The sequence below is a fragment of the Halomonas sp. B23F22_3 genome (assembly GCF_043496965.1).
Taxonomy (GTDB): Bacteria; Pseudomonadota; Gammaproteobacteria; order Pseudomonadales; family Halomonadaceae; genus Halomonas.
Genome location: NZ_JBIEKG010000001.1, coordinates 785,872 through 811,510, shown reverse-complemented (window position 1 = coordinate 811,510; position 25,639 = coordinate 785,872). Strand labels below are relative to the sequence as shown.

Here is a 25,639-nt window from a genome sequence, read left to right as displayed (position 1 = left end):
GCCGAACTCAGCAGTGAAACCGATCAGCGCCGATGGTAGTGTGGGGCCTCCCCATGCGAGAGTAGGTCATCGTCAGGCACCTATTCCGAGAAAACCCCGAGCTCAACGAGCTCGGGGTTTTTTCATGCGCGCTCGCTTGATGATCGAGCCGGCTCGCCCGGCCGCCTGATCTGGCCCCCAACGCAAAACGCCCCCGTCTCGATTGAGGCGGGGGCGTTTTTATTGGCAGGAAGGGCTGTGGTGTCAACTTGGCGCTAGCGGCACAGGCTCTCCAGGGCCTCGATGAGGCTGTCCATCTCGTCATCGGTGCCGATGGAGATGCGCAGGTGATCACGCAGCGCGTCGGTGTTGAAGTGGCGCACCAGCACGCCGCGCTCGCGCAGGCCCACGAAGAGCTGGGCGGCGTCGAAGTCGGGGTGGCTGACCAGCAGGAAGTTGGTCTGCGAGGGCAGTACCCGAAAGCCCAGGGTCTCGAGGCGTACCCGGGTCCGCTCGCGGGTGGTGATCACCGCCTCGCGGCAGGCATCGAAATGCTCGTGATCGCCAAGCGAGGCGATGCCCAGCGCGCTGGCCAGGCTGTCGACGGGGTAGGAGTTGAAGGAGTCCTTGACCCGCTCCAGGCCCTCGATCAGCTCCCGAGAGCCCACGGCATAGCCCAGGCGCAGGCCGGCGAGGCTGCGCGACTTGGAGAAGGTGCCGGTGACCAGCAGGTTGGGAAAGCGCTCGACCAGGGGAGCCGCGCTCTCGCCGCCGAAATCCACGTACGCCTCATCGACCAGCACCACCGACTCGGTGATCCGCTCGAGCAGCCCGGCCACGGCGTCCCGCCCGTGGCCATGGCCGGTGGGTGCGTTGGGATTGGCGAAGATCACGCCGCCGGCCTCCTCGGGGAAGGCGTCGAGGTCGACGCGCCACTGGTCATCCAGCGGGTGGGCGCGGCGCTCGACCCCGTAGAGTCGGCAGTAGACCGGATAGAAGCTGTAGGAGATGGTCGGCATCGACAGCGGCCGCGCCTGGCGGAAGAAGGCCTGGAAGGCCAGGGCCAGCACCTCGTCGGAGCCGTTGCCGACGAAGACCTGGGCGGTGTCCACCCCGAGCTCTTCGGCCAGAGCCTCACGCAGGGCGAAGGAGGTCGGGTCCGGATAGCGACGCAGGTGGTCGGCGGAGAAATCGCGCAGGACCGCCTCGACGGCGGGGGCCGGCGGATAGGGGTTCTCGTTGGTGTTCAGCTTGATCAGCCGCTCGCGGGGCTGCTCTCCCGGCACATAGGGAGTCAGCTCGCGAACCTCAGGGCTCCAGAACTTGCTCATGATCACTCGCTCGAGGGGTGGGGACTGAACTCATGGTGACCCGAGCGACCCGACCGCGCAAGCCGTGCCCATGCTAGTCTCGGGGCTCGCCTTCTATCATTCGCCGCCTACGGATTCCTGCAATGACCGCCCAGATCATCGCCACGCTGTTGCCCGTCTTCCTGATCGCGGGCTGCGGTACCCTCTACGGCCGCTTTCGCACGCCGGACATCCGTGGCCTGAATACCCTCAACATGGAGCTCTTCGTGCCCCTGCTGGTGTTCGCCGTCCTGGCCGACCGCCAGGCACCGCTGGCCGACTATGCCAAGCTGGCCCTGGCGGCGACCGTGGTGGTACTGGGCTCGGGGCTGGTGCTCTGGCCGGTGGCGAGGTGGCTGAAGCTCGAGGTGAAGACGTTCCTGCCGCCGATGATGTTCAACAACTCCGGCAACATGGGCATTCCGCTGCTGGTGCTGGCCTTCGGCGAGCAGGCCCTGCCGGCGGCGGTGGTGCTGTTCATCGTCGAGATGCTGCTGCACTTCTCGGTGGGGCTCTACATGCTCAGCCCGCACACCCCGCTGTGGCGGCTGCTGCGCATGCCCATCGTGCTGGCGAGCCTGGCCGGCCTCGCCGTCAACCTGGGCGGCGTGCCGCTGCCGGGCTGGGGGCTGGAGGCGATGCACATGCTGGGAGGCGTCTCGATCCCGCTGATGCTCTTCGCCCTGGGGGTGCGCATGCTGGACATCGACTTCGGCGACTGGCGGACGGGCCTGCTCGGGGCCGTGCTCTGCCCGCTCTCGGGGCTGGTGCTCGCCGTGCCGCTGATCGTCTGGCTCAAGCTGTCGGGGCTGCAGGCGGCGGCCCTGTGGGTGTTCGCGGCCCTGCCACCGGCGGTATTGAATTACCTGGTGGCCGAGCAGTATCGCCAGGAGCCCCACAAGGTGGCCTCCCTGGTGCTGATCGGCAATCTGGGCAGCCTGGTGGTCATGCCCGTGGTGCTGATACTGGTGTTTACCCATGTCTATCCGCCGGGTTGAGGCACGCGGCGCCGGGCGAGGCTGTCCGCTGAGCACACGAGAGGTTATGCTGTGATGCAGGTTGCCGTGCCTCACGGCGTCATGCCCATTGGTTAGGAGGACATATATGCAAATCAGGACCTTGCTGGTCGGCTCTGCCCTGGCCGCGCTGTTGGCCGGCTGTGCGACCGGCCCCACCGATCAGGCGGCCACCGAGACGGAAGCGACCACGGTGACCTATCAGGGCACCCTGCCGTGCCGCAACTGCGAGGGCATCGACCTCAACGTGACCCTGAACGGCGAGCCCCAGGGGATGGCCGCGGAGCGGACCTTCGACCTGGAGGCCTCCTATCGGGCCCACCCGCAGAATCCGCCGGACGAGAACTACGCCGGTAACTGGGAGGTCCTCCAGGGGACGGAGCAGGACCCCTCCGCCACCGTCTACGAGCTGGTGCCCAACGGTGAGGGACAGACCTACTACTTCCTGCGCGTCGATCCCCAGACGCTGGAGCTGATCGATCCCAACCTGCGCCGTTTCCAGAACAGCGAGATGCTGCAGCTCAAGCGTCTCTGATCCAGGCAACGAGCATCACCGGGGCGGCCTCAGGGCCGCCCCGTGTCGTTGCGGACTCGCCATCCGCGCGGGGCGCCGCAGCCGGCGGTCCGCGACTGCTAGAATGGCCCGACGAATATCCGGGGTGACGTCGAGAGGCCCCGTCAGCGAGCGAGAGAGTGCCCCATGGCCAAAGTGAAGAGCGCCTTCGTCTGCACCGAGTGCGGTGCCGAATACCGCAAGTGGCAGGGGCAGTGCACCAGCTGTCAGGAGTGGAACACCCTGAGTGAGGTGCGCCTGGCGCCCGCGCGTCCCGGGGCCGCGGCGGGCGGCGCGGCAAGCGGCGGCCCCGGGCACGGCGGCTACGCCGGCAGCCTCTCCCGCGAGGTGGTCGACCTGGGCAGCGTCGATCTGAGCGAGGTGCCGAGGCTCTCCTCGACCTTCGAGGAGTTCGACCGGGTGCTGGGCGGCGGGCTGGTGCCCGGTTCCGCGGTGCTGCTCGGCGGCCACCCCGGCGCGGGCAAGTCGACCCTGCTGCTGCAGACCGCCTGCAAGCTTGCCCAGGAGCGCTCCTCGATCTACGTCACCGGCGAGGAGTCGCTCTCCCAGGTGGCGATGCGCGCCCATCGACTGCAGCTGCCCACCCAGGGGCTGAAGATGCTCGCCGAGACCAGCGTCGAGACGATCCTCGCCGTGGCCGAGCGCGAGCGTCCCGAGGTGCTGATCATCGACTCCATCCAGACCATGCACCTGGAGGACATCGCCTCGGCGCCGGGGGGCGTGGCCCAGGTGCGCGAGTCCGCCGCCGCACTGACCCGCTTCGCCAAGCAGTCCAATACCGTGCTGCTGCTGGTCGGCCACGTCACCAAGGACGGCAGCCTGGCCGGTCCCAAGGTGCTCGAGCACATGATCGACGCCTCGCTGCTGCTCGAGGGCGGCGCCGACTCGCGCTTTCGTACCCTGCGCGGCCAGAAGAACCGCTTCGGCGCGGTCAACGAGCTGGGCGTGTTCGCCATGCTCGAGCACGGCATGAAAGAGGTGAAGAACCCCAGCGCCATCTTCCTCTCGCGCAACGAGGAGCAGAGCGCCGGGAGCCTGGTGATGGTGGTCTGGGAGGGCACCCGGCCGATTCTCGTCGAGGTGCAGGCGCTGCTCGACGAGTCGGCGCTGGGCAATCCGCGCCGCGTCGCCGTGGGGCTCGACCAGAATCGCCTGGCCATGCTGCTGGCGGTACTGCACCGTCACGGCGGGCTCTTCACTGGCGACCAGGACGTCTTCCTCAACGTGGTCGGCGGGGTCAAGGTGCTGGAGACCAGTGCCGACCTGGCGGTGCTGGTCGCGGTGGTCTCCAGCCTGCAGAACCGGCCGCTGCCCCGCGAGCTGGTGGTATTCGGCGAGGTGGGCCTCTCCGGCGAGATCCGCCCGGTACCCAGCGGCCAGGAGCGCATCGTCGAGGCGGCCAAGCACGGCTTCACCCGCGCCATCGTGCCGCGGGGCAACGCCCCCAAGCGCAGCCCCGAGGGCATGGAGGTGGTCGCCGTCGACAAGCTCGCCGAGGCCCTCGACGCCCTCTAGGCCCGATACACTTGAGGTAGAATGCGATGACACACGCCAAGGAGAACGAGATGAGCGCCATCCGCCTGACCCAGTACAGCCACGGCGCCGGCTGCGGGTGCAAGATCGCCCCCGACGTGCTCGACGGGATCCTCGCCAAGGCCGGCCCGGGAGCCAGCCACTCACGGCTGATCGTCGGCAACCAGGGCCGCGAGGATGCGGCCGTCTACGACCTGGGCGACGGGCGCGGCATGATCGCCACCACCGACTTCTTCATGCCCATCGTCGACGACCCCTTCGACTTCGGCCGCATCGCCGCCACCAATGCCATCAGCGACGTCTACGCCATGGGCGGCAAGCCGGTGATGGCGCTGGGCATCCTCGGCTGGCCGCTGGACAAGCTCGGCGCCGAGGTCGCCGGCGACGTGGTGGGCGGTGCCCAGGCGGTGTGTCGCGAGCTGGGGCTGGCGCTGGCCGGCGGGCACTCCATCGAGTCCCCCGAGCCGATCTTCGGCCTGTCGGTCAACGGGCTGGTCGATCTCGAGCACCTCAAGCTCAATAAGGGCGCCCAGCCCGGCGACCTGCTGTTCCTCACCAAGCCGCTGGGGGTGGGCCTGCTCACCACCGCCGAGAAGCGCGGCCTGCTGCAGGCCGGCCACCAGGAGCTGGCCCGCTCGACCATGCTCAGGTCCAACGCCATCGGGATGGCGCTGGCCAAGGTCAAGGGCGTGCACGCCATGACCGATGTCACCGGCTTCGGCCTGGCCGGCCATCTCGCCGAGGTCTGCACGGCCAGCGGCGTCGCCGCCCGGGTCGACTTCCGGCGCCTGCCGCGGCTCGCCGAGGCCGAGGCCTATCGCCGCCAGGGCGCGGTGCCCGGCGGCACCCGGCGCAATCGCGATGCGCTGGGCGCGAGCCTGCCCGCCATGGACGAGGCGCACTGGCAGTGGCTCTGCGACCCGCAGACCTCCGGCGGCCTGCTGCTCTCGGTGCACCCCTCCTGGGAGGATGACGTGCAGCGCATCGGCCGTGACCACGGCATCGAGCTCACGCCCTTCGGCGAGGTGGTCAAGGCCAGCGGGCCGGCGCGGATCGAGGTGCGCGGATGAGCCTGCCGCTGGTCGAGCCGGAGCTCGAGCTCCTCGGGCAAGGGCGCGTACTGATCGACGTGCGGGCGCCCGTGGAGTTCGCCCAGGGCGCGCTGCCCGGCGCCGTCAACCTGCCGCTGATGGACGACGAGGAGCGCCACCTCGTCGGCATCGAGTACAAGGAGCGCGGCCAGGACGCGGCCATCGCCCTGGGCGAGCGGCTGGTGCGTGGCGGCCTCAAGGCGGCGCGCGTCGCCGCCTGGCGGCGGCTCGTCGAGGCTCATCCCGACGCCATCATCTACTGCTTCCGTGGCGGATTGCGCTCGCGTACCGCCCAGCAGTGGCTGGCCGACGCCGGCATCACGCGTCCGCGCATCCGCGGGGGCTGGAAGGCGATGCGCCAGGCGCTCTGCGCACGCATCGACGCCGCCGCCGAGCAGCCGCAGCTGGTGGTGGGCGGGCTCACCGGCTGCGCCAAGACGTCGCTCATCCTGGCGCTGGAGGAGGGCCTGGACCTCGAGGGGTGCGCCCGCCACAAGGGCTCGGCCTTCGGCCGCCACCCGCTGCCGGCCCCCAGCCAGATCGACTTCGAGCACGCCATGGGCCTGCGCCTGCTGGACCTCCCCGGGCCGCTGGTGCTGGAGGACGAGTCGCGGCGCATCGGCACGGCCAACATCCCGCTGACCTTCTGGGAGGGGATGGTCCAGGCGCCGCGCATCCGCATCGAGATGCCGCTGGACTGGCGCCTGGAGCAGATCCGCAAGGACTACATCGACGATCTCTGGGAGGTCCATCGCCGGCAGTTCGGCGACTGGCTGGGCTGGGCGCTGATGCGCAAACAGCTCGCCGCGGCCCTGGGGCGGTTGAGAAAGCGCCTGGGCCAGGCGCGCCTGGCACGCCTTCAGCGCCTCCAGGCGCTGGCCTTCCGCGAGCACGAGCGCGGCAACACCAGCGCCCACGAGGCCTGGCTGGCGCCGCTGCTCACCGAGTACTACGACCCGCTCTACCGCCACCAGCTGGAGAAGCATCCCGAGCGCCACTTCCTCCACGTGGGCGATTGGGAGAGCTGCCTGGCGTTCGCCCGGGAATGGACGGCCGAAGCGCGCAAGGCAGGCCGGCGGGCGCACGAGCCGGCCTGAGCCTCAGGCGGCGGCGTGTCGCAGCCACTGGGACAGCAGCCGGTCGAGCAGCGGGGCGAGCCGGTCGAAGCGCCTCGGGTCGTCGAGCATCGCCCCGCGCTCCTGGGCGTGTGGGCTCGTCTCGCTGCCCTCGGGCGGCGCCTGGTGATCGAGCAGGGCGGTGACGCTCTCCGCGGTCGCCTCCAGGTGGCAGAGCAGGGCCACCACCCGGCCGTCGTCCCAGGTGAAGCCCTGCAGCGGGCTCGCCGTGCTGCGGCCCAGTGCCAGGGCGTAGTCGGGCAGGGCGAAGACCTCGCGGTGCCACATGAAGGCCTCGAAGGTCTCGGGCAGGTCGACGGGGCTGAGCGGGGCGAGGGTCACCCGGTGCCACCCGGTCTCGGCCACCGTTCCCCGGTCCACGATCGCTCCCAGCGCCTCGGCGATCCGCCGGGCGCCGTAGCCGATCCCCAGCAGCGGCTTGCGGCCGTCCAGCGCCTGGGCGATGAGCTTGCGCTCCGCCTTGAGCCAGGGGCGCTCCCCCTCGTCGGCGAGGCCCTCGGGGCCGTCGAGCACGATCAGGGCATCGCCGTCGGCGAGCCGCGGTGGCAGCTCGCCCGCGTCGAGATGGAAGACGGTGAAGCTGTGCCCCATGCTGGTCAGCCAGTCGGCGATCCGGGCCGGTCCCTGGTGGGGGCTGTGCTGGAGGAGATGGACATGCATGCGAGCCTCACCATATTAGCAATGCGCGGAAGATAGACGGAGCGTCAGGGTACATGAAGCCCGAGCTGAGAGAACAGATCCTGACCATCCTGGCCGAGGTCCCCGCGGGTCGTGTGACGACCTACGGGCGCATCGCCGCGATGACCGATGGGGGCACGCCGCGCCTGGTGGCCCGTGCGCTGCGCGAGCTGCCCGCCGGCCACGACCTGCCCTGGTTCCGGGTGATCACCGCGTCGCGCAAGCTTGCCGATCACGGCGGTGCCGACGAGCAGCGTCGACGCCTGGTGGCCGAAGGCGTGCTGTTCGACGCGCGGGGCAGGGTCTCGCCAGAGCGCATGTGGCCTTGAACTGCGATATGCCAGCTGATTCGGCGACAGGCCCCGAAGTGTCGGACCAGCGGGGAGGCGCCGTGAACCCCTCCCTGGGCGCTACCGACGCCATCCTTGGCGTAGGACCTCCCCTCTGGCCTGTCCCCGACGCGCCGTCCCATTCATTCAATACTCGGACAACGTAACCTCAAGGAGACTCCATGAGCGGCTTCTTTCAGCGCCTCCAGCAGCTCGATCCGCGTCGCCAGCAGGCCTTCATGGCGGCGCTGTGCGAGCGGCTGCTGCCCAACTACGGCCTCTATGCCGCCACCACCGGCCAGGGCGATCCCCACGGCCTGCGGGTGATCCTGGATCTCGTCTGGGAGCAGCTGGCGGTGAAGGAGGCGCGCATCGACTTCGACCGCCAGGCCGAGAAGCTCGCCGAGCTGGAGCCTCCCGCCGAGGACGACAGCTTCGGCGCCCGGCGGGCGCTGGAGACGGTGGTCGCGCTCTCGGCGATCCTCGACACCCTGCGCGGCGAGGCCTCGGAGGCGGTACTCGAGGTCAGTCGCGCCTCGCGCAGCGGGGTGCGCGCCTTCATCGAGCTCACCGAGGGCGAGGAGGATGGCGAGCGTCTCGCCGCGCTGCTGCGCGGCCATCCGCTGATGGCGGACGAGAACGACTTCCAGGATGCGGTGCTCGAGGCCGTGGAGGCCGGGCCGCTGGATCGCGAGGCGCTCAAGGCGCTGCGCCGCCTGGGCCGCAACGACGGCGTCAGCAACCTGGGGCTCTCCGTCGAGGAGTAGCCAGCCGCCCGCACGCCAACCAGAACGACAAAGGGCCCGCCGATTGGCGGGCCCTTTGTCGTCTCGAATCGACCAGAAGCGAGAGATGATGAGCTTATCCGGCGTCAAGCCTTCGCGAGGGCGCTGTGAACCCCTCCTTGGGCGCTACTTTTGACGTCCCTGGTCAAAAGACCCTCGCGCCGCCTTGCCCCCGGCGCTCATCTTGAGCGACCGCTACAGCCGCATCTCGATCCCTCGCTCGGCCATATAGCGCTTGGCCTCGGGGATGGTGTACTCGCCGAAGTGGAAGATGCTGGCCGCCAGCACCGCGTCGGCGCCGCCTTCGATGACACCATCCACCAGGTGATCGAGGTTGCCCACACCACCGGAGGCGATCACCGGTACGCTCACGGCATCGGCGATGGCGCGGGTCACGCCCAGGTCGAAGCCGACCTTGGTGCCGTCGCGGTCCATGCTGGTCAGCAGCAGCTCACCGGCTCCGTATTCCACCATCTTCCTGGCCCACTCCACGGCGTCCAGGCCGGTGGGGCGGCGCCCGCCGTGGGTGAAGATCTCCCAGCGCTCGGGCTCGCCCTCGGCGGAGACCTTCTTGGCGTCGATGGCCACCACGATGCACTGGCTGCCGAAACGCTCGGCGGCCTCGTGCACGAAGTCCGGGTTGGTCACCGCTGCGGTGTTGATCGAGACCTTGTCGGCGCCGGCGTTGAGCATGGTGCGGATGTCGTCGCAGCTGCGGATGCCGCCACCCACCGTGAGCGGGATGAACACCTCGCCGGCGATGCGCTCGACCATCTCCACCGTGGTGTCGCGGTCCTCGTGGCTGGCCGTGATGTCGAGGAAGGTGATCTCGTCGGCGCCCTGCTGGTTGTAGCGCTGGGCGATCTCCACCGGGTCACCGGCGTCGCGGATGCCGATGAAGTTGACGCCCTTGACCACGCGGCCGGCGTCGACGTCCAGGCACGGGATGATGCGCTTGGCGAGTCCCATGATCAGCTCCCCTTGTGGCTGAGTGCGTCGCACAGCCTCTGGGCCTCGGCCACGTCGAGGCTGCCCTCGTAGATGGCCCGGCCGGTGATGGCGCCGAGGATGCCGTCGTCGGCGACCTTGGCCAGCGCGCGCAGATCCTCGAGGTCGGTGACCCCGCCCGAGGCGATCACCGGCAGGCCGCCCTCGCGGGCGAGCTCGGCGGTGGCCTCGACGTTGACGCCCTGCATCATGCCGTCGCGGGCGATGTCGGTATAGACGATCGAGGAGACGCCGTCGTCGGCGAAGCGCTTGGCGAGCTCGGTGGCCTTGACCGTGGAGACCTCGGCCCAGCCGTCGGTGGCGACGAAGCCGTCCCGGGCGTCCAGGCCGACGATCACGTGGCCGGGAAAGGCGCGGCACATCTCGCCGACGAAGGCCGGTTCCTTGACCGCCTTGGTGCCGATGATCACGTAGGAGACCCCGGCCTCGAGGTAGTGCTCGATGGTCGCGGCGGAGCGGATGCCGCCGCCGATCTGGATCGGCAGGTCCGGGTAGGCGCGGGCGATGGCGGTGACCGCCTCGCCGTTGACCGGCTCGCCCTCGAAGGCGCCGTTGAGGTCGACCAGGTGCAGGCGACGGGCGCCGGCCTCGACCCAGCGGGCGGCCATGGCCACCGGGTCATCGCCGTAGGTGGTGGCGTCGTCCATGCGCCCCTGCTTGAGGCGTACGCACTGGCCGTCCTTGAGGTCGATGGCGGGAATTACCAGCATGTCGGGTCTCCATTCGGCGCGCTCTCGGGCGCCCTTGTTGTCATGAGTACAGCGGTCATGAGTGCGGCGATCATGGGCGCGTCGTCGCCGCCCGGGGCATCGCGGCGCCGCTCAGGGCGTCCACTGCACGAAGTTTTCCAGCAGCTGGAGGCCGGCCCGGGAGCTCTTCTCCGGGTGGAACTGCACGGCGAAGGTGGCGTCGCGGCCGATGGCCACGTGGGCACTCACCCGGCCGTAGTCGGTGGTGCCGAACACCGTGGCATCGTCGGCGGCCTCGACGTAGTAGCTGTGCACGAAATAGAAGTGCTCGTCCTGGTCGATGCCCGCCCACAGGGGGTGATCGTGGTGCTGGTGCACCAGGTTCCAGCCCATGTGCGGCACCTTCAGGCGGTTATCGCGGTCATCGCGCATGTCGGCGGGAAACTTCTTCACCTCGCCGCGCAGGAAGCCCAGGCAGCCGATGCCGCCGTTCTCCTCGCTGTGGTCGAGTAGCATCTGCTGGCCGACGCAGATGCCCAGCAGCGGCTTGTCCTGGGAGGCGAGCAGCTCCTCGACCAGGCCGCGCAGCTCGGTCTTCTCGAGCTCGCCCATGCAGTCGCGGATGGCGCCCTGGCCGGGCAGTACCAGGCGGGTGGCGCCGCGGATGCGGCGGGCATCCCGCGTCACGACCACGTTCTCGTGAGTGACGTGCTCCAGTGCCTTGGCGACGGAATGCAGGTTACCCATTCCGTAGTCGATGACGGCAATGGTCATGGGGCGCTCCTCGTGTGATCGTGCGGCGGCCTCAGAGGCTGCCCTTGGTGGACGGCATCTGACCCGCCATGCGCGGGTCCTGCTCCACGGCCATGCGCAGCGCACGGCCGAAGGCCTTGAAGATGGTTTCCGCCTGATGGTGGGCGTTGAAGCCCTTCAGGTTGTCGATGTGCAGCGTCACCCGGGCATGGTTGACGAAGCCCTGGAAGAACTCCCAGAACAGCTGGGTGTCCAGACGACCGATGCTGGCGCGGGTGAATTCCACGTCCATGCTGAGTCCCGGGCGGCCGGAGAAGTCTACCACCACGCGCGACAGCGCCTCGTCCAGGGGCACGTAGGCGTGGCCGTAACGGTAGATGCCGCGCTTGTCGCCGATCGCCTGGTCGAAGGCCTGGCCCAGGGTGATGCCCAGGTCCTCGACGGTGTGGTGATCATCGATATGCAGGTCGCCCACCGCCTCGATGTCCAGGTCGATCAGGCCGTGGCGGGCCACCTGGTCGAGCATGTGATCGAGGAAGGGCACGCCGGTCTCGCAGGCCAGGCGCCCCTCGCCGTCGAGGTTGATGGTCACCGTGATCTGGGTTTCCCGGGTGTTCCGGGTGACCGTGGCGATACGCTCGGACATGTCGGATCTCCAGCGCCTGGGCGCGTGTCGAGAGGGGCCGATGAGGCTCACCGGCCGGCAATACGAAGGGGCGTCGGGTGCTGTGCCTGACGCCGAGAGCCTGCCATTATAGTGAATCGCTCACCCCATCCGCTACAATGCGGCCCATGACAGTGGTGGCACGCCTGCCGCCCCGGCCTCAAGGAGATCCACGCATGCCGGTGACCCTTCAACAGGTCGACCAGGACGCCTGGGAAGCGGATGCCCAGATACGTCTCGACCTCGTACGCATCTTCACGGACGCGCCCCCCGAGCGCCTCCCTCTCCCCGTGGACGACTTCATCCGTGAGCACCTGGCCGGCGGCCACCTGTTCAGCTGCGCCCGCTTCAACGACCGGCTGCTGGGCGCCGTGGCGGTGAAGCTCGACCAGAACGCCTGGTGGCTGTCGAACCTCTGCGTGCGCAAGACCACGCGCCGCCGCGGCGTCGGCTCGCGCCTGCTGGCGCTGGTCAGCGAGGCCGCCTATGCCGAGGGGCGTCGCCTCTATGCCGCCTCCTCCCAGCTGCCCGTGGCCGATCAGCTGCTGCTCTCGCGGCTCGGCTATCGGCTGACCCAGGACGGCGACTACTTCGAGCTCAATCTCCTGCCACAGCGAGGTCATCAATGAAGCGCCTGTTGCGCACCCTGCTCGCCGCGATCGGTGTCCTCGGCCTGGTGATGGTCGGCGCCGTGGTGTACGTGACGACCTTCTTCGACCCCAACGATCTCAAGCCGCGCCTGATCGAGGTCGTGCGCGAGCACAGCGGGCTCGAGCTGACCCTGGACGGCCCGCTCTCCTGGTCCTTCTATCCCCGGCTGGGCGTCGGCGTGCAGCAGGCCGAGGCCCGCCTGCCCGATCAGACCGACGACTCGGCGCCCTTCGCCGCGCTATCCCACGCCGAGGTCAGCCTCGCCTTCACGCCGCTGCTGCGCGGAGAGATCGCCATCGACGGCCTGACCCTCGACGACCTCTACCTCGACCTCGAGCGCGACGAGCAGGGCAAGGGCAACTGGGAGGTGCTGAGCGAGCGGCTGGGCGAGCGTGGCGAACAGGCCGAGGCCGCCCTGGCGCCGGCCAGCGCCGGCCCCTCACCGAACGGGAGCAATGGCCTCTCGGTGGCCCTCAACATCGCCAGCGTGCAGGTGCGCCGCGGTGAGGTGCACTTCCGCGATGCCCTGGCGGATCGCGAGCTGCGTCTCGAGGAGCTCGAGGTCAGCGGCAGCAACGTCAATCCCGGCAGCGCCTTTCCGCTCACCTCGTCCTTCCGCCTGCGGCTTCATGAGGGCCTCGACTGGCGGGAGACGTCGAGCGAGCCGCGACTGCTCAGCGATGTCTCCCTCGACACCCAGGTCGATCTGGGGCTGGCCGAGGGGCGCCACGTGCTGGAGGGCCTGACCCTCAAGACGGTCAACCGACTCGCCGGGCTGGAGAACGAGCAGAAGCTCAACCTGCAGGGCGAGCGGCTGGTGGTGAACGCCGGCGAGGGCAGCCTGCAACTGGACGCGGGCACCCTCGACGCCAGCCTCAACCACCCGCGCCTGGGCGAGAAGCCCCTGCCCCTCTCGCTCGCCTTCTCCCTGGACGCCGACCTCGACGAGCAAAGTGCCCGCCTGCGCGACATGGCGCTGACCGGCCCCGACGCCCTGAAGCTCAACGGCAACCTCAACCTCAGCGACCTCGGCGAGGCGCCGGCCTATACCGGCCAGCTGCGGCTGACGCCGCTGTCGCTTCGCCCCTGGCTGACGCGCTTCGAGGCGATGCCGACCATGGCCGATGGCCAGGCGCTCACCGAGGTGGCGCTGACCAGCCCGGTCAGCGGCGACCTCTCGCGCTTCGAACTCGCCGGCCTGACCCTGGTGCTGGACGACGCGACCTTCACCGGCCGCCTGGCGGGGCGCTTCGACGGCAGCCTGCTCGCCGCCGACCTGCAGGGGGATCGCCTGGCTCTGGATGGCTACCTGCCGCCGCCAGGCGTCGCTGACGATGCCGCCTCGCGCTGGCGCCTGCCGGGCATTCGCCGCGCCCACGCCGAGGAGGCGGGCGGGCTGGTCCCCGCCGAGTGGCTCTCCGAGCTCGAGCTCGACGCGCATCTCGCGCTGGGGCAGCTGCGCCTCGCGGGGCTCGACTTCCAAGACGTCGACCTGACCCTTGAGGGGCGCGACGGGCGCCATCGTCTGGTCGACTTCACCTCCGGCTTCTACGAGGGCAACCTCTCCGCCGACGGCGCGATCGACCTGCGCGAGGAACCGATCCGCTGGCAGCTGGCCCCGAGGGCCGAGCGGGTGCGCCTCGAATCGCTGCTCGAGGCGCGCGGCGAGGAGCCCTCTCCGCTGAGCGGGCGCTTCAGTGGCGAGGGCGAGCTGACCAGTCGCGGCAACTCTCCGATGGAGCTCAGGCGCCACCTGAGCGGCCGTCTCGAGGCACGCATCGACGAGGGCGCCTTCAAGGAGCTCAATGTCGGCGAGGAGCTGTGCACCACGGCCGCCACCCTGCAGGGCAAGACGCTCGATCGCGAGTGGGCCGAGGAGACGCGCTTCGAGCGGGTCAGTGCCCACCTGACGCTGGATGAGGGCGAGGTGAAGAGCGACGACCTGCTGGTCACGCTGCCCGGCATGCGGGTGGACGGCCAAGGCCGCATCGATCTCGTCAGCGAACAGTTCGACCTGCGGGCCGCGGTGCGCCTGGTGGAGGCCGACGATGCGCCCTGCGAGGTCAATCCCCGGCTGGCGCGGGTGCCCCTGCCGGTGCGCTGCGACGGCACCCTCGGAGGCGAGAGCGCGGAGTGGTGCCGCTTCGACCGCGAGGCTTTCCAGGGCACCCTCGCCGGGCTGGTGCGCGACGAGGCCACCCGGCGAGCCGGTGAAAAGGTCGAGGAGCGCCTCGACGGTGCCGTCGAGAAGATCGACGAGCGCCTGGGCGAGCAGGCCGGCCGGGAACTTCGCGACGCCCTGGAAGGTCTCTTCAATTGAGCAACATGCATGACCAGTCCCTGCGCCGACTTCCCCAGTCGGCGCTTTTTTTCGTGCCGTGAAATTTTCGTGTCGAGATAGCCCCATGACGGAGATGCCGCCCGCCATCCTGCCCCCCGAACGCTTCCAGCAGCGCCTGCTCGAGTGGTTCGACGAGCACGGTCGCCACGACCTGCCCTGGCAGCATGATCGCAGCCCCTACCGGGTGTGGGTCTCGGAGATCATGCTGCAGCAGACCCAGGTCACCACGGTGATCCCCTACTTCGAACGCTTCATGGCGCGCTTTCCCGACGTGGCCTCCCTGGCGGCGGCCGAACAGGACGAGGTGCTGCACCTGTGGACCGGGCTTGGCTACTACGCCCGGGGCCGCAACCTGCACAAGGCCGCGCGGGTCGTCGTCGAGGAGCACGGCGGGGCGTTTCCCGTGGAGAGCCTCGAGGCGATGGCGGCGCTGCCCGGCATCGGTCGCTCCACGGCCGGGGCGATCATCGCCCAGAGCACCGGGCGGCGGGCGGTGATCCTCGACGGCAACGTCAAGCGGGTACTGACGCGCCTGCACGCCGTGGAGGGCTGGCCAGGCCGGCCGGCGGTGGAGCGCCGCCTCTGGGCGCTGGCCGAGCACTACACCCCCGAGGCGCGGGTGGTCGACTTCACCCAGGCGATGATGGATCTCGGGGCGACCCTCTGCCGTCGCGGACAGCCGGCCTGCGAGCGCTGTCCCTTCGAGGCGGCCTGCGTGGCCCATGCCCGCGGCGAGGAGAAGCGCTTCCCCGAGTCGAAGCCGAAGAAGGCCGTGCCGACCCGCACCACCATCATGCTGCTGCTGCAGGATCGCGAGGGGCGCGTGCTGCTCGAGCAGCGCCCCGCCAGCGGCCTGTGGGGCGGGCTCTGGAGCCTGCCCCAGTTCGACGATCGCGAGGCGCTGATGGCGTGGCTGGACGTCCACGCGCCGGGCAGCGAGCTCGACGCCGCCTGGACGCCCTTCACCCACGTCTTCAGCCACTTCCGCCTCGAGATCACCCCGCAACCGGCGCGCCTCGCCCGGCTGGATTCGGTGGGCGAGGCGAGGCGCTGGTACGATCCCGCCGCACCCGCCAGCATCGGCCTGGCGGCGCCGGTCAAGGCGCTGCTGGCCTCGCTTGCGCCCTTTGCACTGACCACCACCGCCGGGCGATGAGCCCGCACGAGGAGAGACCCCGATGAGCCAGACCGTGTTCTGCCGCAAGTATCAGAAGGAGATGGAGGCCCTGCCGTTCCCGCCGCTGCCGGGCAAGAAGGGCCAGGAGATCCAGGCCAGCGTCTCCAAGCAGGCTTGGGAGGAGTGGCAGGCGCTGCAGACCCGCCTGATCAACGAGAAGCACCTGAACATGCTCGACGCCGCTTCCCGGGAATACCTGATGGAGCAGATGGAGCGCTTCCTCGACAACCAGGAAACCGACCAGGCCGAGGGCTATGTGCCCCGTGGCGACTAGCCGCTTCGGGCACCGGTGAACCCTCGCCATCTTTTTGAAACGGAAAGGGTTGACGCAAACGGCCCGCTGGGGTTTAATACGCACCGTTGGCGAGGGGCCAGATAGCTCAGTTGGTAGAGCAGGGGATTGAAAATCCCCGTGTCGGCGGTTCGATTCCGTCTCTGGCCACCACAATGCTGGGGTATAGCCAAGCGGTAAGGCACCGGTTTTTGGTATCGGCATGCGCAGGTTCGAATCCTGCTACCCCAGCCACGTCAACCCTGTTTCCGATTCTGTGACTCGAGTCGGTTCCCGCGCCGGCATAGCTCAGTTGGTAGAGCAACTGACTTGTAATCAGTAGGTCCCGGGTTCGACTCCTGGTGCCGGCACCATCGAAGCATCGGGAAGAATGAGTCGCAGCATATAAGAAGGCCGCCCATCGAGGCGGCTTTTTTGTGCGTGTCCCTTTTGTGTCCGCACCGCTCCCTTCCTGCCTGTCTCCGGCCAAAAAAGAGCCCGCCAGTAGGCGAGCTAATCATGCAGTTGGTCCACCAGATCCAGGGCTCACGACTCGATTCGTGATGGGTCTACCGTAGCCTCGAATTCTTTCAGCCGTGTGACGGCGGGGGCCCGGCGTCTCGCTCACGACGCCCGGGCTCGCTCGGCCGTGGTGGCGCTGGACCGCGAGGCCGGCTTCGGTAGACTGAAATGCCGGTCGCCCAACCGCGACGCTACCCACGTGAAGGAGAAGACCCGACATGCGCTTCGTGCCCCGTTTCACCGATGGCCGGCCGTTCGCCGAGCCGCTCGGCAAGATCGTCTGCGTCGGCCGCAACTACGCCGAGCACGCCCGGGAGCTGGATAACCCTGTGCCCAGCGAGCCGCTGCTATTTATCAAGCCGGCAACCGCCGCCGTGGCGCTGGAGCAGCCGATCGCGGCGCCCTTCGCGCGAGGCGAGGTGCACTACGAGACGGAGCTGGCGCTGCTGATCGGCGAGGAGCTCTCAAACGCCACGGCGGAGCAGGCCGAGCGGGGCGTGGCCGGCATCGGGCTGGCGCTGGACCTGACCCTGCGCGACGTGCAGGCGCGCCTGAAGGCGAAGGGGCATCCCTGGGAGGTCGCCAAGGCCTTCGACGGCGCCTGCCCGCTCTCGGCCTTCCTGCCGCTTACCGAGGTGCCGGACTGGGCGGCGCTCGCCTTCACCCTCGAGGTCGACGGCGAACGTCGCCAGCACGGCCGGGGCTCGGACATGCTCTTCCCGGTGCCGGCGCTGCTGGCGGAGATGAGCCGCCACTTCACCCTGCAGCCCGGCGACGTGGTGCTCACCGGCACCCCGGCCGGCGTCGGCCCGCTGCCCCGCGGCGCCACGCTCGCCTTCACCCTCACCGGCGGCCTGGAGGTCACCACCCGCGTGACGGCGTGAGCGCGCCCGACGTCACCACCAACGACAACGCCCCGCGGCCTCGGCCGCGGGGCGTTGTCGTTTCCAGGCGATCGGCGCCGCGCCTCGCTACTCCAGGTAGGTGTAGCCCTCGAGCCCGTCGGAGAGGTCGTCGAGGAAGGCCTGCTGCTGGGCGGTGTCGAGGCCGCTGCGGGCGAGCTGCTCGGCGAGGTGCTCGCGCAGGGCGGAGACGTCGAAGTTGACGTAGCCCAGCACGTCGGCCACTCGGTCGCCCTGCTGGACCTGGCTGATCGACCAGTCGCCCTCGGCGGTCAGGGCGGCGTCCGCGGAGTCGGTGTCGCCGAACAGGTTGTGCAGGTCGCCGAGGATCTCCTGGTAGGCGCCCACCAGGAAGAAGCCCAGCAGCTTCTCCTCGCCCTCGCGCCACTCGGGCAGCGGCAGGGTGGTCTCGACCCCCTGGCCGTCGACGTAGCCGTCGATGCGCCCGTCGGAGTCGCAGGTGATGTCCTGGATCACGCCGCGCCGCTCGGGGCCGCGGTGCAGGCCCTCCAACGGCAGCACCGGGAAGATCTGCTGGATGCCCCAGACGTCGGGCACCGACTGGAACAGCGAGAAGTTGACGAACAGCTTGTCGGCGAGCTTCTCGGCCAGTTCGTCGCTGATCTCGCGGTGGGCCCGGTTGCGGTTGTCGAGCAGGCCGCGCAGCCGCGCGCAGGCGGCGAAGTAGACGCTCTCGCCCTCGGCGCGGGCGTCGATGTCGTTCATGCCGATCACGAAGCGCTCGTGGAGCTCGCCCATGGCGTGCACCAGGTCGTGCCAGGCCTCCACCAGGCCGCGGGGTTCGGCGCGCTCGTGGAGCAGGTCGTGGACCCGCCACAGCTCGTCGACCTGGGGGTCGTCCTTCACTCGGCGCTCGGGCGAGAGGTGGCTGACCCGCTCCTCGCCGATCACGTTGGAGATCAGCACCGCGTGGTGGGCGGTCAGGGCGCGCCCGGACTCGCTGATGATGTGCGGCTGGGGCAGCTCCTGCTCGGCGCAGGCCTGGGCGAAGGCCGCCACCACGTTGCGGGCGTACTCGAGCATCGAGTAGTTGGCCGAGCAGAAGCTCCGTGAGCGGGTGCCCTCGTAGTCGATGCCCAGGCCCCCGCCGACGTCCACGGTGTCCACCGGGGCGCCCAGCGCCACCAGGCTCTGGTAGAAGCGGGCGCACTCGCGCAGGCCGCGCTGGATGTCGCGGATGTTGGCGATCTGCGAGCCGAGGTGGAAGTGCACCAGCTGCAGGCTCTCCAGGGCCTCGGCCTCGCGCAGCTGCTCCACCACGGAGAGGATCTGGCTGGCGGTGAGGCCGAACTTGGACTTCTCGCCGCCGGTGTCCTGCCAGCGGCCGCGGCCCACCGAGGAGAGCCGGGCGCGCAGGCCGATGCGCGGGGTGACGCCGAGGCGGCGCGCCTCCTCGAGGATCAGCGGCAGCTCCGAGAGCTTCTCCACCACCAGGTAGACGCGATGGCCGATCTTCTCGCCCATCAGCGCCAGGCGGATGTACTCGCGATCCTTGTAGCCGTTGCAGACGATCAGCGAGGAGCCGTCGGCCGAGAGCGCGAGCACCGCCAGCAGCTCCGGCTTGCTGCCGGCTTCGAGGCCCACGCGGCCGCGGCCGCGCTCATAGGTGCCGAGGATCGACTCGACCACCCGGCGCTGCTGGTTGACCTTGATCGGGTAGACGGCGGTATAGCCGCCCGCGAAGGCCTCCTCCTGCATGGCGGTGTCGAAGGCGGCGCAGAGCTGCTCGACCCGGTCGTGCAGGATGTCGGTGAAGCGCACCAGCACCGGCAGGCGCAGGCCGGCCTCGCGCAGCTTGTGGACCAGCGGCTGCAGGGGCAGGGCGGGGCCGTCGTCGTCACTGCCCAGCGGACGCACCAGGGCCTGGCCGTCGTCGTTGACGTCGAAGTAGCCGCTGCCCCACTGGTCGATGTTCCAGGTGCGTCGCGCCTGCTGGGCCGGTCCGGCCTTGCTCTTGGACTGACTCATGCGTCTCCTTCCGGTAGCGGCAGGGCACCGTGGGCCAGGCGCGCCTTGAGCACGGTGCGGAACTGGTCGGGATCGTGGGGCGTGAGATCGTGGGCCGGCGGATCGACGTAGACCACCAGCAGCCGGGAGAGCCAGTAGCGCAGGGCGGTCAGGCGCAGCATCATCGGCCAGGCATCGCGCTCGGGGGCGCTGAGCGGCCGGCGCGTCTGGTAGGCGCTGATCAGGGCGTCGTGGCGCGCCGCATCCAGGCGGCCGTCGGGCCCGGTGGCCCAGTCGTTGATGACGATGGCCAGGTCGAACAGCAGGTCGCCGGTGCAGCCGTTGTAGAAGTCGATCAGCCCGCCGAGGCGATCGCCGTCGAACAGGGTGTTGTCGCGAAACAGGTCGCCGTGCAGCGCGCCCTGGGGCAGGTCCGGCGCGTCGCCGAAGAAGCCCTGGTAGGTCTCGACCTCGTCCTTCATCAGCGCCTGATCCTCAGGCGACAGATAGACCAGCACCTTGTGGTGCATGGGCAGCAGCCAGTGCAGGTCCCGCGGGTTGGGGCGGTGGCCGGGGAAGTGTCGGGAGACCGCGTGCATGCGCCCCAGGGCGTCGCCCAGCTCGTGGCACTGGGCGAGGTTCGGCGCCTTGGGATGCTTGCCGGGCAGCCGGGGAAACAGCAGCGCCGGCTTGCCGGCCAGGGTGTGCAGGGCCACGCCGTCGCGATCGTGGAGGGGGCCCGGGACCGGCAGGCGGTGCTCGTCCAGGTAGTCGAGCAGGTCGACGAAGAACGGCAGCTCCTCGTGCTCGCCCTGCTCGAACAGGGTCAGCACCAGCTCGCGGCGATCGGTGGTGACGAAGAAGGTGCTGTTCTCGGTGCCGGCGGGCACGCCCTCGACGGAGACCAGCGAGCCGGCGTCGAAGCGGCTGAGGAACTCGGCGACCTGAGGGTCGGTAAGCGGTGTGAATACGGCCATGTGTCTCTCGCCCGGGAAATGCCAAGCCGCCTATTGTAGCGACTTGGCCCTTCGATGCACGCGCCCCGGCCGCGGCGTCGACGATGGCAAGAGCCGAATCCGGCGGCGGGGCGGCCGGCGGATCAGAAGGTCTTCAGCACCCACTGGGGCACGGCGATGCGATCGCCCTCGCGGCGCTCGAAGTCACCGTCCCCGTCGTGGTCGACCAGATAGTAGGAGGGGCCGGCGAAGGGGCGGATCTCGATGGCGTAGAGCTCGCCGTTGACCCGGTACTCGCGGATGGTGCGATCCTCTTCCTCGCGGATGGTGATGTCCGGCTCGAGGTTGCCGGACGACTGGGCAAGCGCGCCGGCGCTGACCGAGAGGGCCAGGACCAGGACCAAGCCGAGCCCCAGGGCGGGCGCGTCGCTGCGCAGGATCTTCTTCATGATGGCCTCCAGTGCCGCAGGGACGGGACGGCCTGCACGATGAACCCTCCTCGGCCGCCCCGGTGGTATCTCCAGTGTAAGGGCTCGTGGCCGTCCGGCCTACCACCCGCGGCAAAACGCGGCGGCAATGCGTATCATGGATGACCAGCAACTCATCACGCCACGCCTCAATGGATGCCGATACATGGCCGACACGCCCATCGTTCTCGTCGACGGTTCTTCCTATCTCTACCGCGCCTTTCACGCCCTGCCGCCGCTGACCACCTCCGAGGGACAGCCCACCGGGGCGATCAAGGGGGTGCTCAACATGCTCAAGCGGCTGATCAAGGACTATCCCGACAGCCCCATGGCGGTGGTCTTCGATGCCCCCGGCAAGACCTTCCGCGACACGCTGTTCGAGGAGTACAAGGCCCATCGCCCGCCGATGCCCGACGACCTGCGCTCCCAGGTGAAGCCGCTGCACGACTGCGTGCGCGCGCTGGGCCTGCCGCTGTTGTGCATCGAGGGCGTGGAGGCCGACGACGTCATCGGCACCCTGGCCCGCCAGGCCACCGAGGCCGGCCGCGACGCGGTGATCTCCACCGGCGACAAGGACATGGCACAGCTGGTCAATGCCCATATCACGCTGGTCAACACCATGAAGGACGAGACCCTGGACGTCGAAGGCGTCAAGGAGAAGTTCGGCCTGCCCCCGGAGCTGATCATCGACTTCCTGGCGCTGATGGGCGACAAGGTCGACAACATCCCCGGCGTGCCGGGCGTCGGCGAGAAGACCGCGCTGGGGCTGCTGCAGGGCATGCAGGGCGGGCTCGAGACCCTCTATGCGGATCCCGAGAAGATCAAGACGCTGGGCTTTCGCGGCGCCAAGACGCTGCCCAAGAAGCTCGAGGAGCATCGCGATCAGGCCTTCCTCTCCTACCAGCTGGCGACCATCAAGACCGACTGCGAGCTGCCGGTGGGCCTCGACGACCTGGACATCGCCCATCCCGACCGCGAGGCGCTGGTCGAGCTCTATCGCCGCCTGGAGTTCCAGGCCTGGCTCTCCGAGCTCCTCGAGGGCAAGCACGAGGGCGTCGACGATGTCGCCGGCGGCACGCCGGCGCCGGCCGGGGACGATGACGGCGGTGCGGCGGGCGAGGGCGCCGGGCGCGAGGATCACGTCATCCTCGAGCAGGCCGAGCTCGACGCCTGGCTCGAGCGCCTGGCGGCCAGCGAGGCCTTCTGCTTCGACCTGGAGACCACCAGCCTCAACTACATGGAGGCCCAGGTGGTCGGCGTGGGGCTCGCCCTCGAGCCGGGCGAGGCGGCCTACATCCCGCTGGCGCACGACTACCTCGATGCCCCGGCGCAGCTCGACCGCGACGCCGTGCTCGAGGCCCTGCGCCCGCTCTGGGAAGACGATCGCCGCGCCAAGATCGGCCAGAACCTCAAGTACGACATCTCGGTGCTGGCCAATCACGGCATCACCGTGGCCGGGTCGCTGGAGGACACCATGCTGGCCTCCTACGTGCTCGACTCCACGGCCACCCGCCACGACATGGACTCGCTGGCGCTGAAGTACCTGGGCGAGAAGACGATCTCCTTCGAGGAGATCGCCGGCAAGGGGGCCAAGCAGCTCACCTTCAACCAGATCGCCCTGGAGCAGGCCGTCCCCTACGCCTGCGAGGACGTCGACATCACGCTGCGCCTGCATCGACTGCTGCGGCCCCGGGTCGAGGCCGAGGGGCGCCTGGCCGAGGTCCTCGACACCCTCGAGCGGCCGCTGATCCCGGTGCTCTCGCGCATGGAGCGCACCGGCGTGGCGCTCGATCCCGAGCGGCTGCGCGCCCAGAGCCAGGAGCTCGAGACCCGCATCCGCGAACTGGAGGGCCGCGCCCATGAGCTCGCCGGCCGCGAGTTCAACCTCGGCTCGCCCAAGCAGCTCGGCCAGATCCTGTTCGAGGAGCAGAAGATCCCGGTGATCAAGAAGACGCCCAAGGGGGCGCCTTCCACCGCCGAGGCGGTGCTCGAGGAGCTGGCGCTGGACTACCCGCTGCCCAAGGTGATCATCGAGCACCGCGGGCTCGCCAAGCTGAAGTCCACCTACACCGACAAGCTGCCGCGGCTGGTCAACAAGGCCACCGGGCGCCTGCACACCAGCTACCACCAGGCGGTCACGGCCACCGGCCGGCTCTCCTCGTCGGATCCCAACCTGCAGAACATCCCCATCCGCACCGAGGAGGGGCGGCGCATTCGCCAGGCCTTCGTGGCCCGTCCCGGCTATCGCATCGTCGCCGCCGACTACTCGCAGATCGAGCTGCGCATCATGGCGCACCTCTCCGGCGACAAGGGGCTGCTCGAGGCCTTCGCCGAGGGCCGCGACATCCACGCCGCCACCGCCGCCGAGGTGTTCGGCGTGACGCTCGACAAGGTCACCGGCGACCAGCGCCGCAGCGCCAAGGCGATCAACTTCGGGCTGATCTATGGCATGAGCGCCTGGGGGCTCGGCCGCCAGCTCAACATCGAGCAGAGCCAGGCCAAGACCTACATCGACCGCTACTTCGACCGCTACCCCGGCGTGGCCCGCTACATGGAGCGCATTCGCGCCCAGGCCGCCGAGGACGGCTTCGTCGAGACGGTGTTCGGCCGGCGCCTCTACCTGCCGGAGATCCACTCCCAGAACCGTGCGCGCCGCCAGGGCGCCGAGCGCACCGCCATCAACGCGCCCATGCAGGGCACCGCGGCGGACATCATCAAGCGCGCCATGATCGACGTGGACGCCTGGCTCGCCGACGAGGCCTTCGATGCGGTGATGGTGATGCAGGTCCACGACGAGCTGGTCTTCGAGGTGGCCGAGGCGCAGGTCGACGCCTTCATCGCCGAGGTGAAGGCGCGCATGCAGGGCGCCGCCGAGCTCGACGTGGCGTTGACCGTCGAGGCCGAGAGCGGCATCAACTGGGACGAGGCGCACTGAGCTCGGTCTGGCCGAGCCCGGGCCTGCCGAATCGGCGCGCGCCGCGCCGCTGAGATGGCGCGGCCGCGGAGTGCTATGGTGCCTATATCCGGGTCGGCACGGCCCGAGTCCATCAAGGAGACGAGGATGCGAAGGACGATGAGGACATGGCTGGCGGGCGCGGGGGTGATCCTGCTCTCGGGATGCGCGAGCCAGGCGACGCCGACCGCGGCGGAGCTGTTCGACTGCCAGGCCCTGAACCGCGCGGTGGCGAGCGCCGATGCCGGCTTCGACGCGATCAAGGGCCGCCTGGAGACCACCCGCGTGACGCGCACCTGGCAGACCGATACTCAGGCCTTCCACGACGCCTGCGTGATCACCTCGGCCCGGCGGCCCGATCATTACCTGTGCTTCGGCCCCCTGGCGAGCGACGACCCGCGCGGCGCCCTGGTCAAGGGCGGCGAGGCGATCGCCCAGTGCCTCGGCGAGGGCTGGCAGTCGCAGCGCACCTCGGCCGATCGCATCGCGTTCACTCGCGAGGGCCAGGCCCCGGTGGTGACCCTGGAGACCTTCCTCAACGACCGCGGTCGGCGCATGGGCACGCTCGGTGTCTTCCAGAACGCCGCGGATGCCGCGCCGCGGCCCGGCGACACCTGAGCGCGCGTTTTCCCGGCGCAACAGAAAGGCCCGCGGCGCTGCCGCGGGCCTTTCGTCTTTCCGTGCTCGTCATGCCGCTGTCATGGCGGCGTGACGATGAGGCTTAGCGCCAGCCGGCGCGGTCGAAGATACGCACCGCTTCCGGGTTGTTCTCGCCCAGCACGCTGACGTTCAGGTCGTCCTTCTTGAAGTCGCCCCAGGAGGCGATGACGCCGTCGATCTCCACGCTCTCGACGGCGGGGAACTCGTAGTTGCCGGACGCGAACAGGGCCTGGGCCTCGTCGGAGGCGAGGAACTCGAGGAAGCGTACGGCGTTCTCCTCGTTGGGCGCGCCCTTCACCATGCCGGCGCCGCCCACGTTGATGTGCGCGCCGCGATCGTCCTGGTTGGGGAAGACGATCTGGACCTTCTCGGCGACCTCGCGGTCGGCCTCGTTGTCGGAGTTGGCCAGACGCACGTAGTAGTAGTGGTTGGCCACGGCGATGTTGCACTCGCCGCTGGCGACGCCGCGGATCTGGTCGGTGTCGCCGCCCTCGGGATCGCGCGCGAAGTTCTCGACCACGCCCTCGGCCCACGCCTCGGCCTCTTCCTCACCGTGATGGGCGATCATCGAGGCCAGCAGCGACTGGTTGTAGATGTTGTTGGAGGAGCGGATGCAGACCTCGCCCGCGAAGGCCGGGTCGGCCAGGTCCTCGTAGCGGCTGATGGCCTCGGCATCCACCTCGGTGGGGTCGATGAAGAGCGCCCGCACGCGCTGGCTGAAGCCGAACCACTTGCCCTCGGGATGGCGCATGTGGGCCGGCAGGCGCTCGTTGAGCACCTCGGAGTCGACGCTGGCGAAGACGTCCTCCTGCTCGCCGCGCCACAGGCGGCCGGCGTCCACGGTGATCAGCACGTCGGCCGGGCCCGCCTCGCCCTCGAGCTTGAGGCGCTGGATCAGCTGGTCGGAGTCGCCCTCGAGGATGTTGACCTCGATGCCAGTCTCTTCGGTGAAGGCCGCGTAGAGCGCCGCGTCGGAATCATAGTGGCGGGCCGAATAGACGTTGAGCTCCTCGGCGGCGGAGGCCTGGGAGGCCATGGCGGTGCCGGCGACCAGGGCGGCGAGGGGCAGGGCGGTACGACGATGCAGCGACATGGAAAATCCTCGTGGATAGCGGTGGTTTGAAATGATAATGCTTAGCATTAAACTTTCGCTATTGAAGCCCCTTGCGTATTCGCCGTCAAGTCCG

At 69.4% G+C, this 25,639-nt stretch carries 24 protein-coding genes, 3 tRNA genes and 1 rRNA gene; 18 read left to right on the top strand and 10 right to left on the bottom strand.

The features are described from left to right. A 5S ribosomal RNA gene (rrf, locus tag ACGTNG_RS18115) occupies positions 1-78 on the top strand; the annotation flags it as partial. A gap of 176 nt (positions 79-254) precedes the next feature. Here the strand turns inward: rrf and hisC are convergent. Continuing rightward, the gene (hisC, locus tag ACGTNG_RS03680) at positions 255-1,310 is read right to left on the bottom strand and encodes a histidinol-phosphate transaminase (protein ID WP_394575536.1); all 1,056 of its coding nucleotides are present in this window, start codon (positions 1,308-1,310) and stop codon (positions 255-257) included. A 122-nt stretch (positions 1,311-1,432) separates the two neighbouring features. On the opposite strand from hisC, the gene ACGTNG_RS03675 reads away from it, so the two are divergent. The 5 genes from ACGTNG_RS03675 to mnmH all read left to right on the top strand — a co-directional run bounded on the left by ACGTNG_RS03675 (position 1,433) and on the right by mnmH (position 6,639). Beyond that, entirely contained in the window at positions 1,433-2,326 is an 894-nt protein-coding gene (locus ACGTNG_RS03675) for an AEC family transporter (protein ID WP_394575535.1), read from the top strand. Positions 2,327-2,432: 106 nt separating this feature from the next. Then, positions 2,433-2,879, top strand: a complete 447-nt coding sequence (locus ACGTNG_RS03670) for a copper resistance protein NlpE N-terminal domain-containing protein (protein ID WP_394575533.1) — start codon at positions 2,433-2,435, stop codon at positions 2,877-2,879. Between the two features lie 165 nt (positions 2,880-3,044). Then, positions 3,045-4,433 (top strand): DNA repair protein RadA, encoded by a 1,389-nt coding sequence (gene radA, locus ACGTNG_RS03665; protein ID WP_394575532.1) that lies wholly within the window; start codon positions 3,045-3,047, stop codon positions 4,431-4,433. A 50-nt stretch (positions 4,434-4,483) separates the two neighbouring features. Beyond that, entirely contained in the window at positions 4,484-5,521 is a 1,038-nt protein-coding gene (gene selD, locus ACGTNG_RS03660; RefSeq protein ID WP_394575562.1) for a selenide, water dikinase SelD, read from the top strand. Continuing rightward, on the top strand, positions 5,518-6,639 hold the full coding sequence (gene mnmH / locus ACGTNG_RS03655) for a tRNA 2-selenouridine(34) synthase MnmH (protein WP_394575531.1): 1,122 nt from the start codon (positions 5,518-5,520) through the stop codon (positions 6,637-6,639). Before selD ends, mnmH begins: the two co-directional genes overlap by 4 nt. Positions 6,640-6,642: 3 nt before the next feature. Here the strand turns inward: mnmH and ACGTNG_RS03650 are convergent, their stop codons facing one another. Further along, positions 6,643-7,338, bottom strand: coding sequence for a type 1 glutamine amidotransferase (locus tag ACGTNG_RS03650; protein WP_394575529.1), 696 nt, complete (start codon positions 7,336-7,338; stop codon positions 6,643-6,645). A gap of 53 nt (positions 7,339-7,391) precedes the next feature. On the opposite strand from ACGTNG_RS03650, the gene ACGTNG_RS03645 reads away from it, so the two are divergent. After that, the gene (locus ACGTNG_RS03645) at positions 7,392-7,685 is read left to right on the top strand and encodes an MGMT family protein (RefSeq protein WP_394575528.1); all 294 of its coding nucleotides are present in this window, start codon (positions 7,392-7,394) and stop codon (positions 7,683-7,685) included. 182 nt (positions 7,686-7,867) lie between these two features. Next, complete coding sequence (locus ACGTNG_RS03640; protein ID WP_394575527.1) at positions 7,868-8,452, top strand: YjaG family protein; 585 nt, start codon at positions 7,868-7,870, stop codon at positions 8,450-8,452. A 213-nt stretch (positions 8,453-8,665) separates the two neighbouring features. On the opposite strand, the gene hisF is transcribed toward ACGTNG_RS03640, so the two are convergent. From hisF to hisB, 4 genes are all read right to left on the bottom strand, one after another. After that, positions 8,666-9,439 (bottom strand): imidazole glycerol phosphate synthase subunit HisF, encoded by a 774-nt coding sequence (gene hisF, locus ACGTNG_RS03635; RefSeq protein WP_394575525.1) that lies wholly within the window; start codon positions 9,437-9,439, stop codon positions 8,666-8,668. 2 nt (positions 9,440-9,441) lie between these two features. Further along, complete coding sequence (gene hisA, locus ACGTNG_RS03630; RefSeq protein WP_394575523.1) at positions 9,442-10,188, bottom strand: 1-(5-phosphoribosyl)-5-[(5-phosphoribosylamino)methylideneamino]imidazole-4-carboxamide isomerase; 747 nt, start codon at positions 10,186-10,188, stop codon at positions 9,442-9,444. A 111-nt stretch (positions 10,189-10,299) separates the two neighbouring features. Next, positions 10,300-10,941: an imidazole glycerol phosphate synthase subunit HisH gene (hisH, locus tag ACGTNG_RS03625; protein WP_394575522.1), complete on the bottom strand. Its 642-nt coding sequence runs from the start codon at positions 10,939-10,941 to the stop codon at positions 10,300-10,302. 31 nt (positions 10,942-10,972) lie between these two features. After that, positions 10,973-11,566, bottom strand: a complete 594-nt coding sequence (hisB, locus tag ACGTNG_RS03620; RefSeq protein ID WP_394575520.1) for an imidazoleglycerol-phosphate dehydratase HisB — start codon at positions 11,564-11,566, stop codon at positions 10,973-10,975. A 194-nt stretch (positions 11,567-11,760) separates the two neighbouring features. On the opposite strand from hisB, the gene ACGTNG_RS03615 reads away from it, so the two are divergent. The 8 genes from ACGTNG_RS03615 (at position 11,761) to ACGTNG_RS03580 (ending at position 17,430) form a co-directional block, all read left to right on the top strand. Next, positions 11,761-12,213: an acetyl-CoA sensor PanZ family protein gene (locus tag ACGTNG_RS03615; protein ID WP_394575519.1), complete on the top strand. Its 453-nt coding sequence runs from the start codon at positions 11,761-11,763 to the stop codon at positions 12,211-12,213. Beyond that, complete coding sequence (locus ACGTNG_RS03610; protein ID WP_394575517.1) at positions 12,210-14,555, top strand: AsmA family protein; 2,346 nt, start codon at positions 12,210-12,212, stop codon at positions 14,553-14,555. Before ACGTNG_RS03615 ends, ACGTNG_RS03610 begins: the two co-directional genes overlap by 4 nt. Before the next feature lie 85 nt (positions 14,556-14,640). Continuing rightward, positions 14,641-15,732, top strand: a complete 1,092-nt coding sequence (gene mutY, locus ACGTNG_RS03605; RefSeq protein ID WP_394575516.1) for an A/G-specific adenine glycosylase — start codon at positions 14,641-14,643, stop codon at positions 15,730-15,732. 22 nt (positions 15,733-15,754) lie between these two features. Further along, positions 15,755-16,027, top strand: coding sequence for an oxidative damage protection protein (locus ACGTNG_RS03600; protein ID WP_394575515.1), 273 nt, complete (start codon positions 15,755-15,757; stop codon positions 16,025-16,027). Between the two features lie 95 nt (positions 16,028-16,122). Further along, positions 16,123-16,198, top strand: a tRNA-Phe gene (locus ACGTNG_RS03595). A gap of 6 nt (positions 16,199-16,204) precedes the next feature. Further along, positions 16,205-16,279 (top strand) — tRNA-Gln (locus ACGTNG_RS03590). 43 nt (positions 16,280-16,322) lie between these two features. Further along, positions 16,323-16,398: transfer RNA gene (locus ACGTNG_RS03585), tRNA-Thr, on the top strand. A gap of 366 nt (positions 16,399-16,764) precedes the next feature. Beyond that, the gene (locus tag ACGTNG_RS03580) at positions 16,765-17,430 is read left to right on the top strand and encodes a fumarylacetoacetate hydrolase family protein (RefSeq protein WP_394575514.1); all 666 of its coding nucleotides are present in this window, start codon (positions 16,765-16,767) and stop codon (positions 17,428-17,430) included. 87 nt (positions 17,431-17,517) lie between these two features. On the opposite strand, the gene speA is transcribed toward ACGTNG_RS03580, so the two are convergent. The 3 genes from speA to ACGTNG_RS03565 all read right to left on the bottom strand — a co-directional run bounded on the left by speA (position 17,518) and on the right by ACGTNG_RS03565 (position 20,821). Beyond that, on the bottom strand, positions 17,518-19,437 hold the full coding sequence (gene speA / locus ACGTNG_RS03575) for a biosynthetic arginine decarboxylase (RefSeq protein WP_394575513.1): 1,920 nt from the start codon (positions 19,435-19,437) through the stop codon (positions 17,518-17,520). Next, complete coding sequence (locus ACGTNG_RS03570) at positions 19,434-20,393, bottom strand: homoserine kinase (RefSeq protein ID WP_394575512.1); 960 nt, start codon at positions 20,391-20,393, stop codon at positions 19,434-19,436. The genes speA and ACGTNG_RS03570 overlap by 4 nt, the downstream gene beginning before the upstream one ends. Positions 20,394-20,515: 122 nt before the next feature. Next, positions 20,516-20,821 (bottom strand): DUF2782 domain-containing protein, encoded by a 306-nt coding sequence (locus ACGTNG_RS03565; RefSeq protein ID WP_394575511.1) that lies wholly within the window; start codon positions 20,819-20,821, stop codon positions 20,516-20,518. Between the two features lie 184 nt (positions 20,822-21,005). Between ACGTNG_RS03565 and polA the strand changes: the two genes are divergently transcribed. After that, positions 21,006-23,774, top strand: coding sequence for a DNA polymerase I (polA, locus tag ACGTNG_RS03560; protein WP_394575510.1), 2,769 nt, complete (start codon positions 21,006-21,008; stop codon positions 23,772-23,774). Positions 23,775-23,900: 126 nt separating this feature from the next. Continuing rightward, positions 23,901-24,410 carry a hypothetical protein gene (locus tag ACGTNG_RS03555; protein ID WP_394575508.1) on the top strand — a complete coding sequence of 170 codons (510 nt, stop codon included), beginning with the start codon at positions 23,901-23,903 and terminating at the stop codon, positions 24,408-24,410. 103 nt (positions 24,411-24,513) lie between these two features. On the opposite strand, the gene ACGTNG_RS03550 is transcribed toward ACGTNG_RS03555, so the two are convergent. Next, positions 24,514-25,545 carry a Fe(3+) ABC transporter substrate-binding protein gene (locus ACGTNG_RS03550; protein WP_394575507.1) on the bottom strand — a complete coding sequence of 344 codons (1,032 nt, stop codon included), beginning with the start codon at positions 25,543-25,545 and terminating at the stop codon, positions 24,514-24,516. Between the last annotated feature and the right edge of the window lie 94 nt (positions 25,546-25,639).

What these genes read in the sequence shown, in the direction of transcription:
- hisC (WP_394575536.1), bottom strand. Translation starts at nt 1,310, where the DNA reads ATGAGCAAGTTCTGGAGCCCTGAGGTTCGCGAGCTGACTCCCTATGTG.
- ACGTNG_RS03675 (WP_394575535.1), top strand. Translation starts at nt 1,433, where the DNA reads ATGACCGCCCAGATCATCGCCACGCTGTTGCCCGTCTTCCTGATCGCG.
- ACGTNG_RS03670 (WP_394575533.1), top strand. Translation starts at nt 2,433, where the DNA reads ATGCAAATCAGGACCTTGCTGGTCGGCTCTGCCCTGGCCGCGCTGTTG.
- radA (WP_394575532.1), top strand. Translation starts at nt 3,045, where the DNA reads ATGGCCAAAGTGAAGAGCGCCTTCGTCTGCACCGAGTGCGGTGCCGAA.
- selD (WP_394575562.1), top strand. Translation starts at nt 4,484, where the DNA reads ATGAGCGCCATCCGCCTGACCCAGTACAGCCACGGCGCCGGCTGCGGG.
- mnmH (WP_394575531.1), top strand. Translation starts at nt 5,518, where the DNA reads ATGAGCCTGCCGCTGGTCGAGCCGGAGCTCGAGCTCCTCGGGCAAGGG.
- ACGTNG_RS03650 (WP_394575529.1), bottom strand. Translation starts at nt 7,338, where the DNA reads ATGCATGTCCATCTCCTCCAGCACAGCCCCCACCAGGGACCGGCCCGG.
- ACGTNG_RS03645 (WP_394575528.1), top strand. Translation starts at nt 7,392, where the DNA reads ATGAAGCCCGAGCTGAGAGAACAGATCCTGACCATCCTGGCCGAGGTC.
- ACGTNG_RS03640 (WP_394575527.1), top strand. Translation starts at nt 7,868, where the DNA reads ATGAGCGGCTTCTTTCAGCGCCTCCAGCAGCTCGATCCGCGTCGCCAG.
- hisF (WP_394575525.1), bottom strand. Translation starts at nt 9,439, where the DNA reads ATGGGACTCGCCAAGCGCATCATCCCGTGCCTGGACGTCGACGCCGGC.
- hisA (WP_394575523.1), bottom strand. Translation starts at nt 10,188, where the DNA reads ATGCTGGTAATTCCCGCCATCGACCTCAAGGACGGCCAGTGCGTACGC.
- hisH (WP_394575522.1), bottom strand. Translation starts at nt 10,941, where the DNA reads ATGACCATTGCCGTCATCGACTACGGAATGGGTAACCTGCATTCCGTC.
- hisB (WP_394575520.1), bottom strand. Translation starts at nt 11,566, where the DNA reads ATGTCCGAGCGTATCGCCACGGTCACCCGGAACACCCGGGAAACCCAG.
- ACGTNG_RS03615 (WP_394575519.1), top strand. Translation starts at nt 11,761, where the DNA reads ATGCCGGTGACCCTTCAACAGGTCGACCAGGACGCCTGGGAAGCGGAT.
- ACGTNG_RS03610 (WP_394575517.1), top strand. Translation starts at nt 12,210, where the DNA reads ATGAAGCGCCTGTTGCGCACCCTGCTCGCCGCGATCGGTGTCCTCGGC.
- mutY (WP_394575516.1), top strand. Translation starts at nt 14,641, where the DNA reads ATGACGGAGATGCCGCCCGCCATCCTGCCCCCCGAACGCTTCCAGCAG.
- ACGTNG_RS03600 (WP_394575515.1), top strand. Translation starts at nt 15,755, where the DNA reads ATGAGCCAGACCGTGTTCTGCCGCAAGTATCAGAAGGAGATGGAGGCC.
- ACGTNG_RS03580 (WP_394575514.1), top strand. Translation starts at nt 16,765, where the DNA reads ATGCGCTTCGTGCCCCGTTTCACCGATGGCCGGCCGTTCGCCGAGCCG.
- speA (WP_394575513.1), bottom strand. Translation starts at nt 19,437, where the DNA reads ATGAGTCAGTCCAAGAGCAAGGCCGGACCGGCCCAGCAGGCGCGACGC.
- ACGTNG_RS03570 (WP_394575512.1), bottom strand. Translation starts at nt 20,393, where the DNA reads ATGGCCGTATTCACACCGCTTACCGACCCTCAGGTCGCCGAGTTCCTC.
- ACGTNG_RS03565 (WP_394575511.1), bottom strand. Translation starts at nt 20,821, where the DNA reads ATGAAGAAGATCCTGCGCAGCGACGCGCCCGCCCTGGGGCTCGGCTTG.
- polA (WP_394575510.1), top strand. Translation starts at nt 21,006, where the DNA reads ATGGCCGACACGCCCATCGTTCTCGTCGACGGTTCTTCCTATCTCTAC.
- ACGTNG_RS03555 (WP_394575508.1), top strand. Translation starts at nt 23,901, where the DNA reads ATGCGAAGGACGATGAGGACATGGCTGGCGGGCGCGGGGGTGATCCTG.
- ACGTNG_RS03550 (WP_394575507.1), bottom strand. Translation starts at nt 25,545, where the DNA reads ATGTCGCTGCATCGTCGTACCGCCCTGCCCCTCGCCGCCCTGGTCGCC.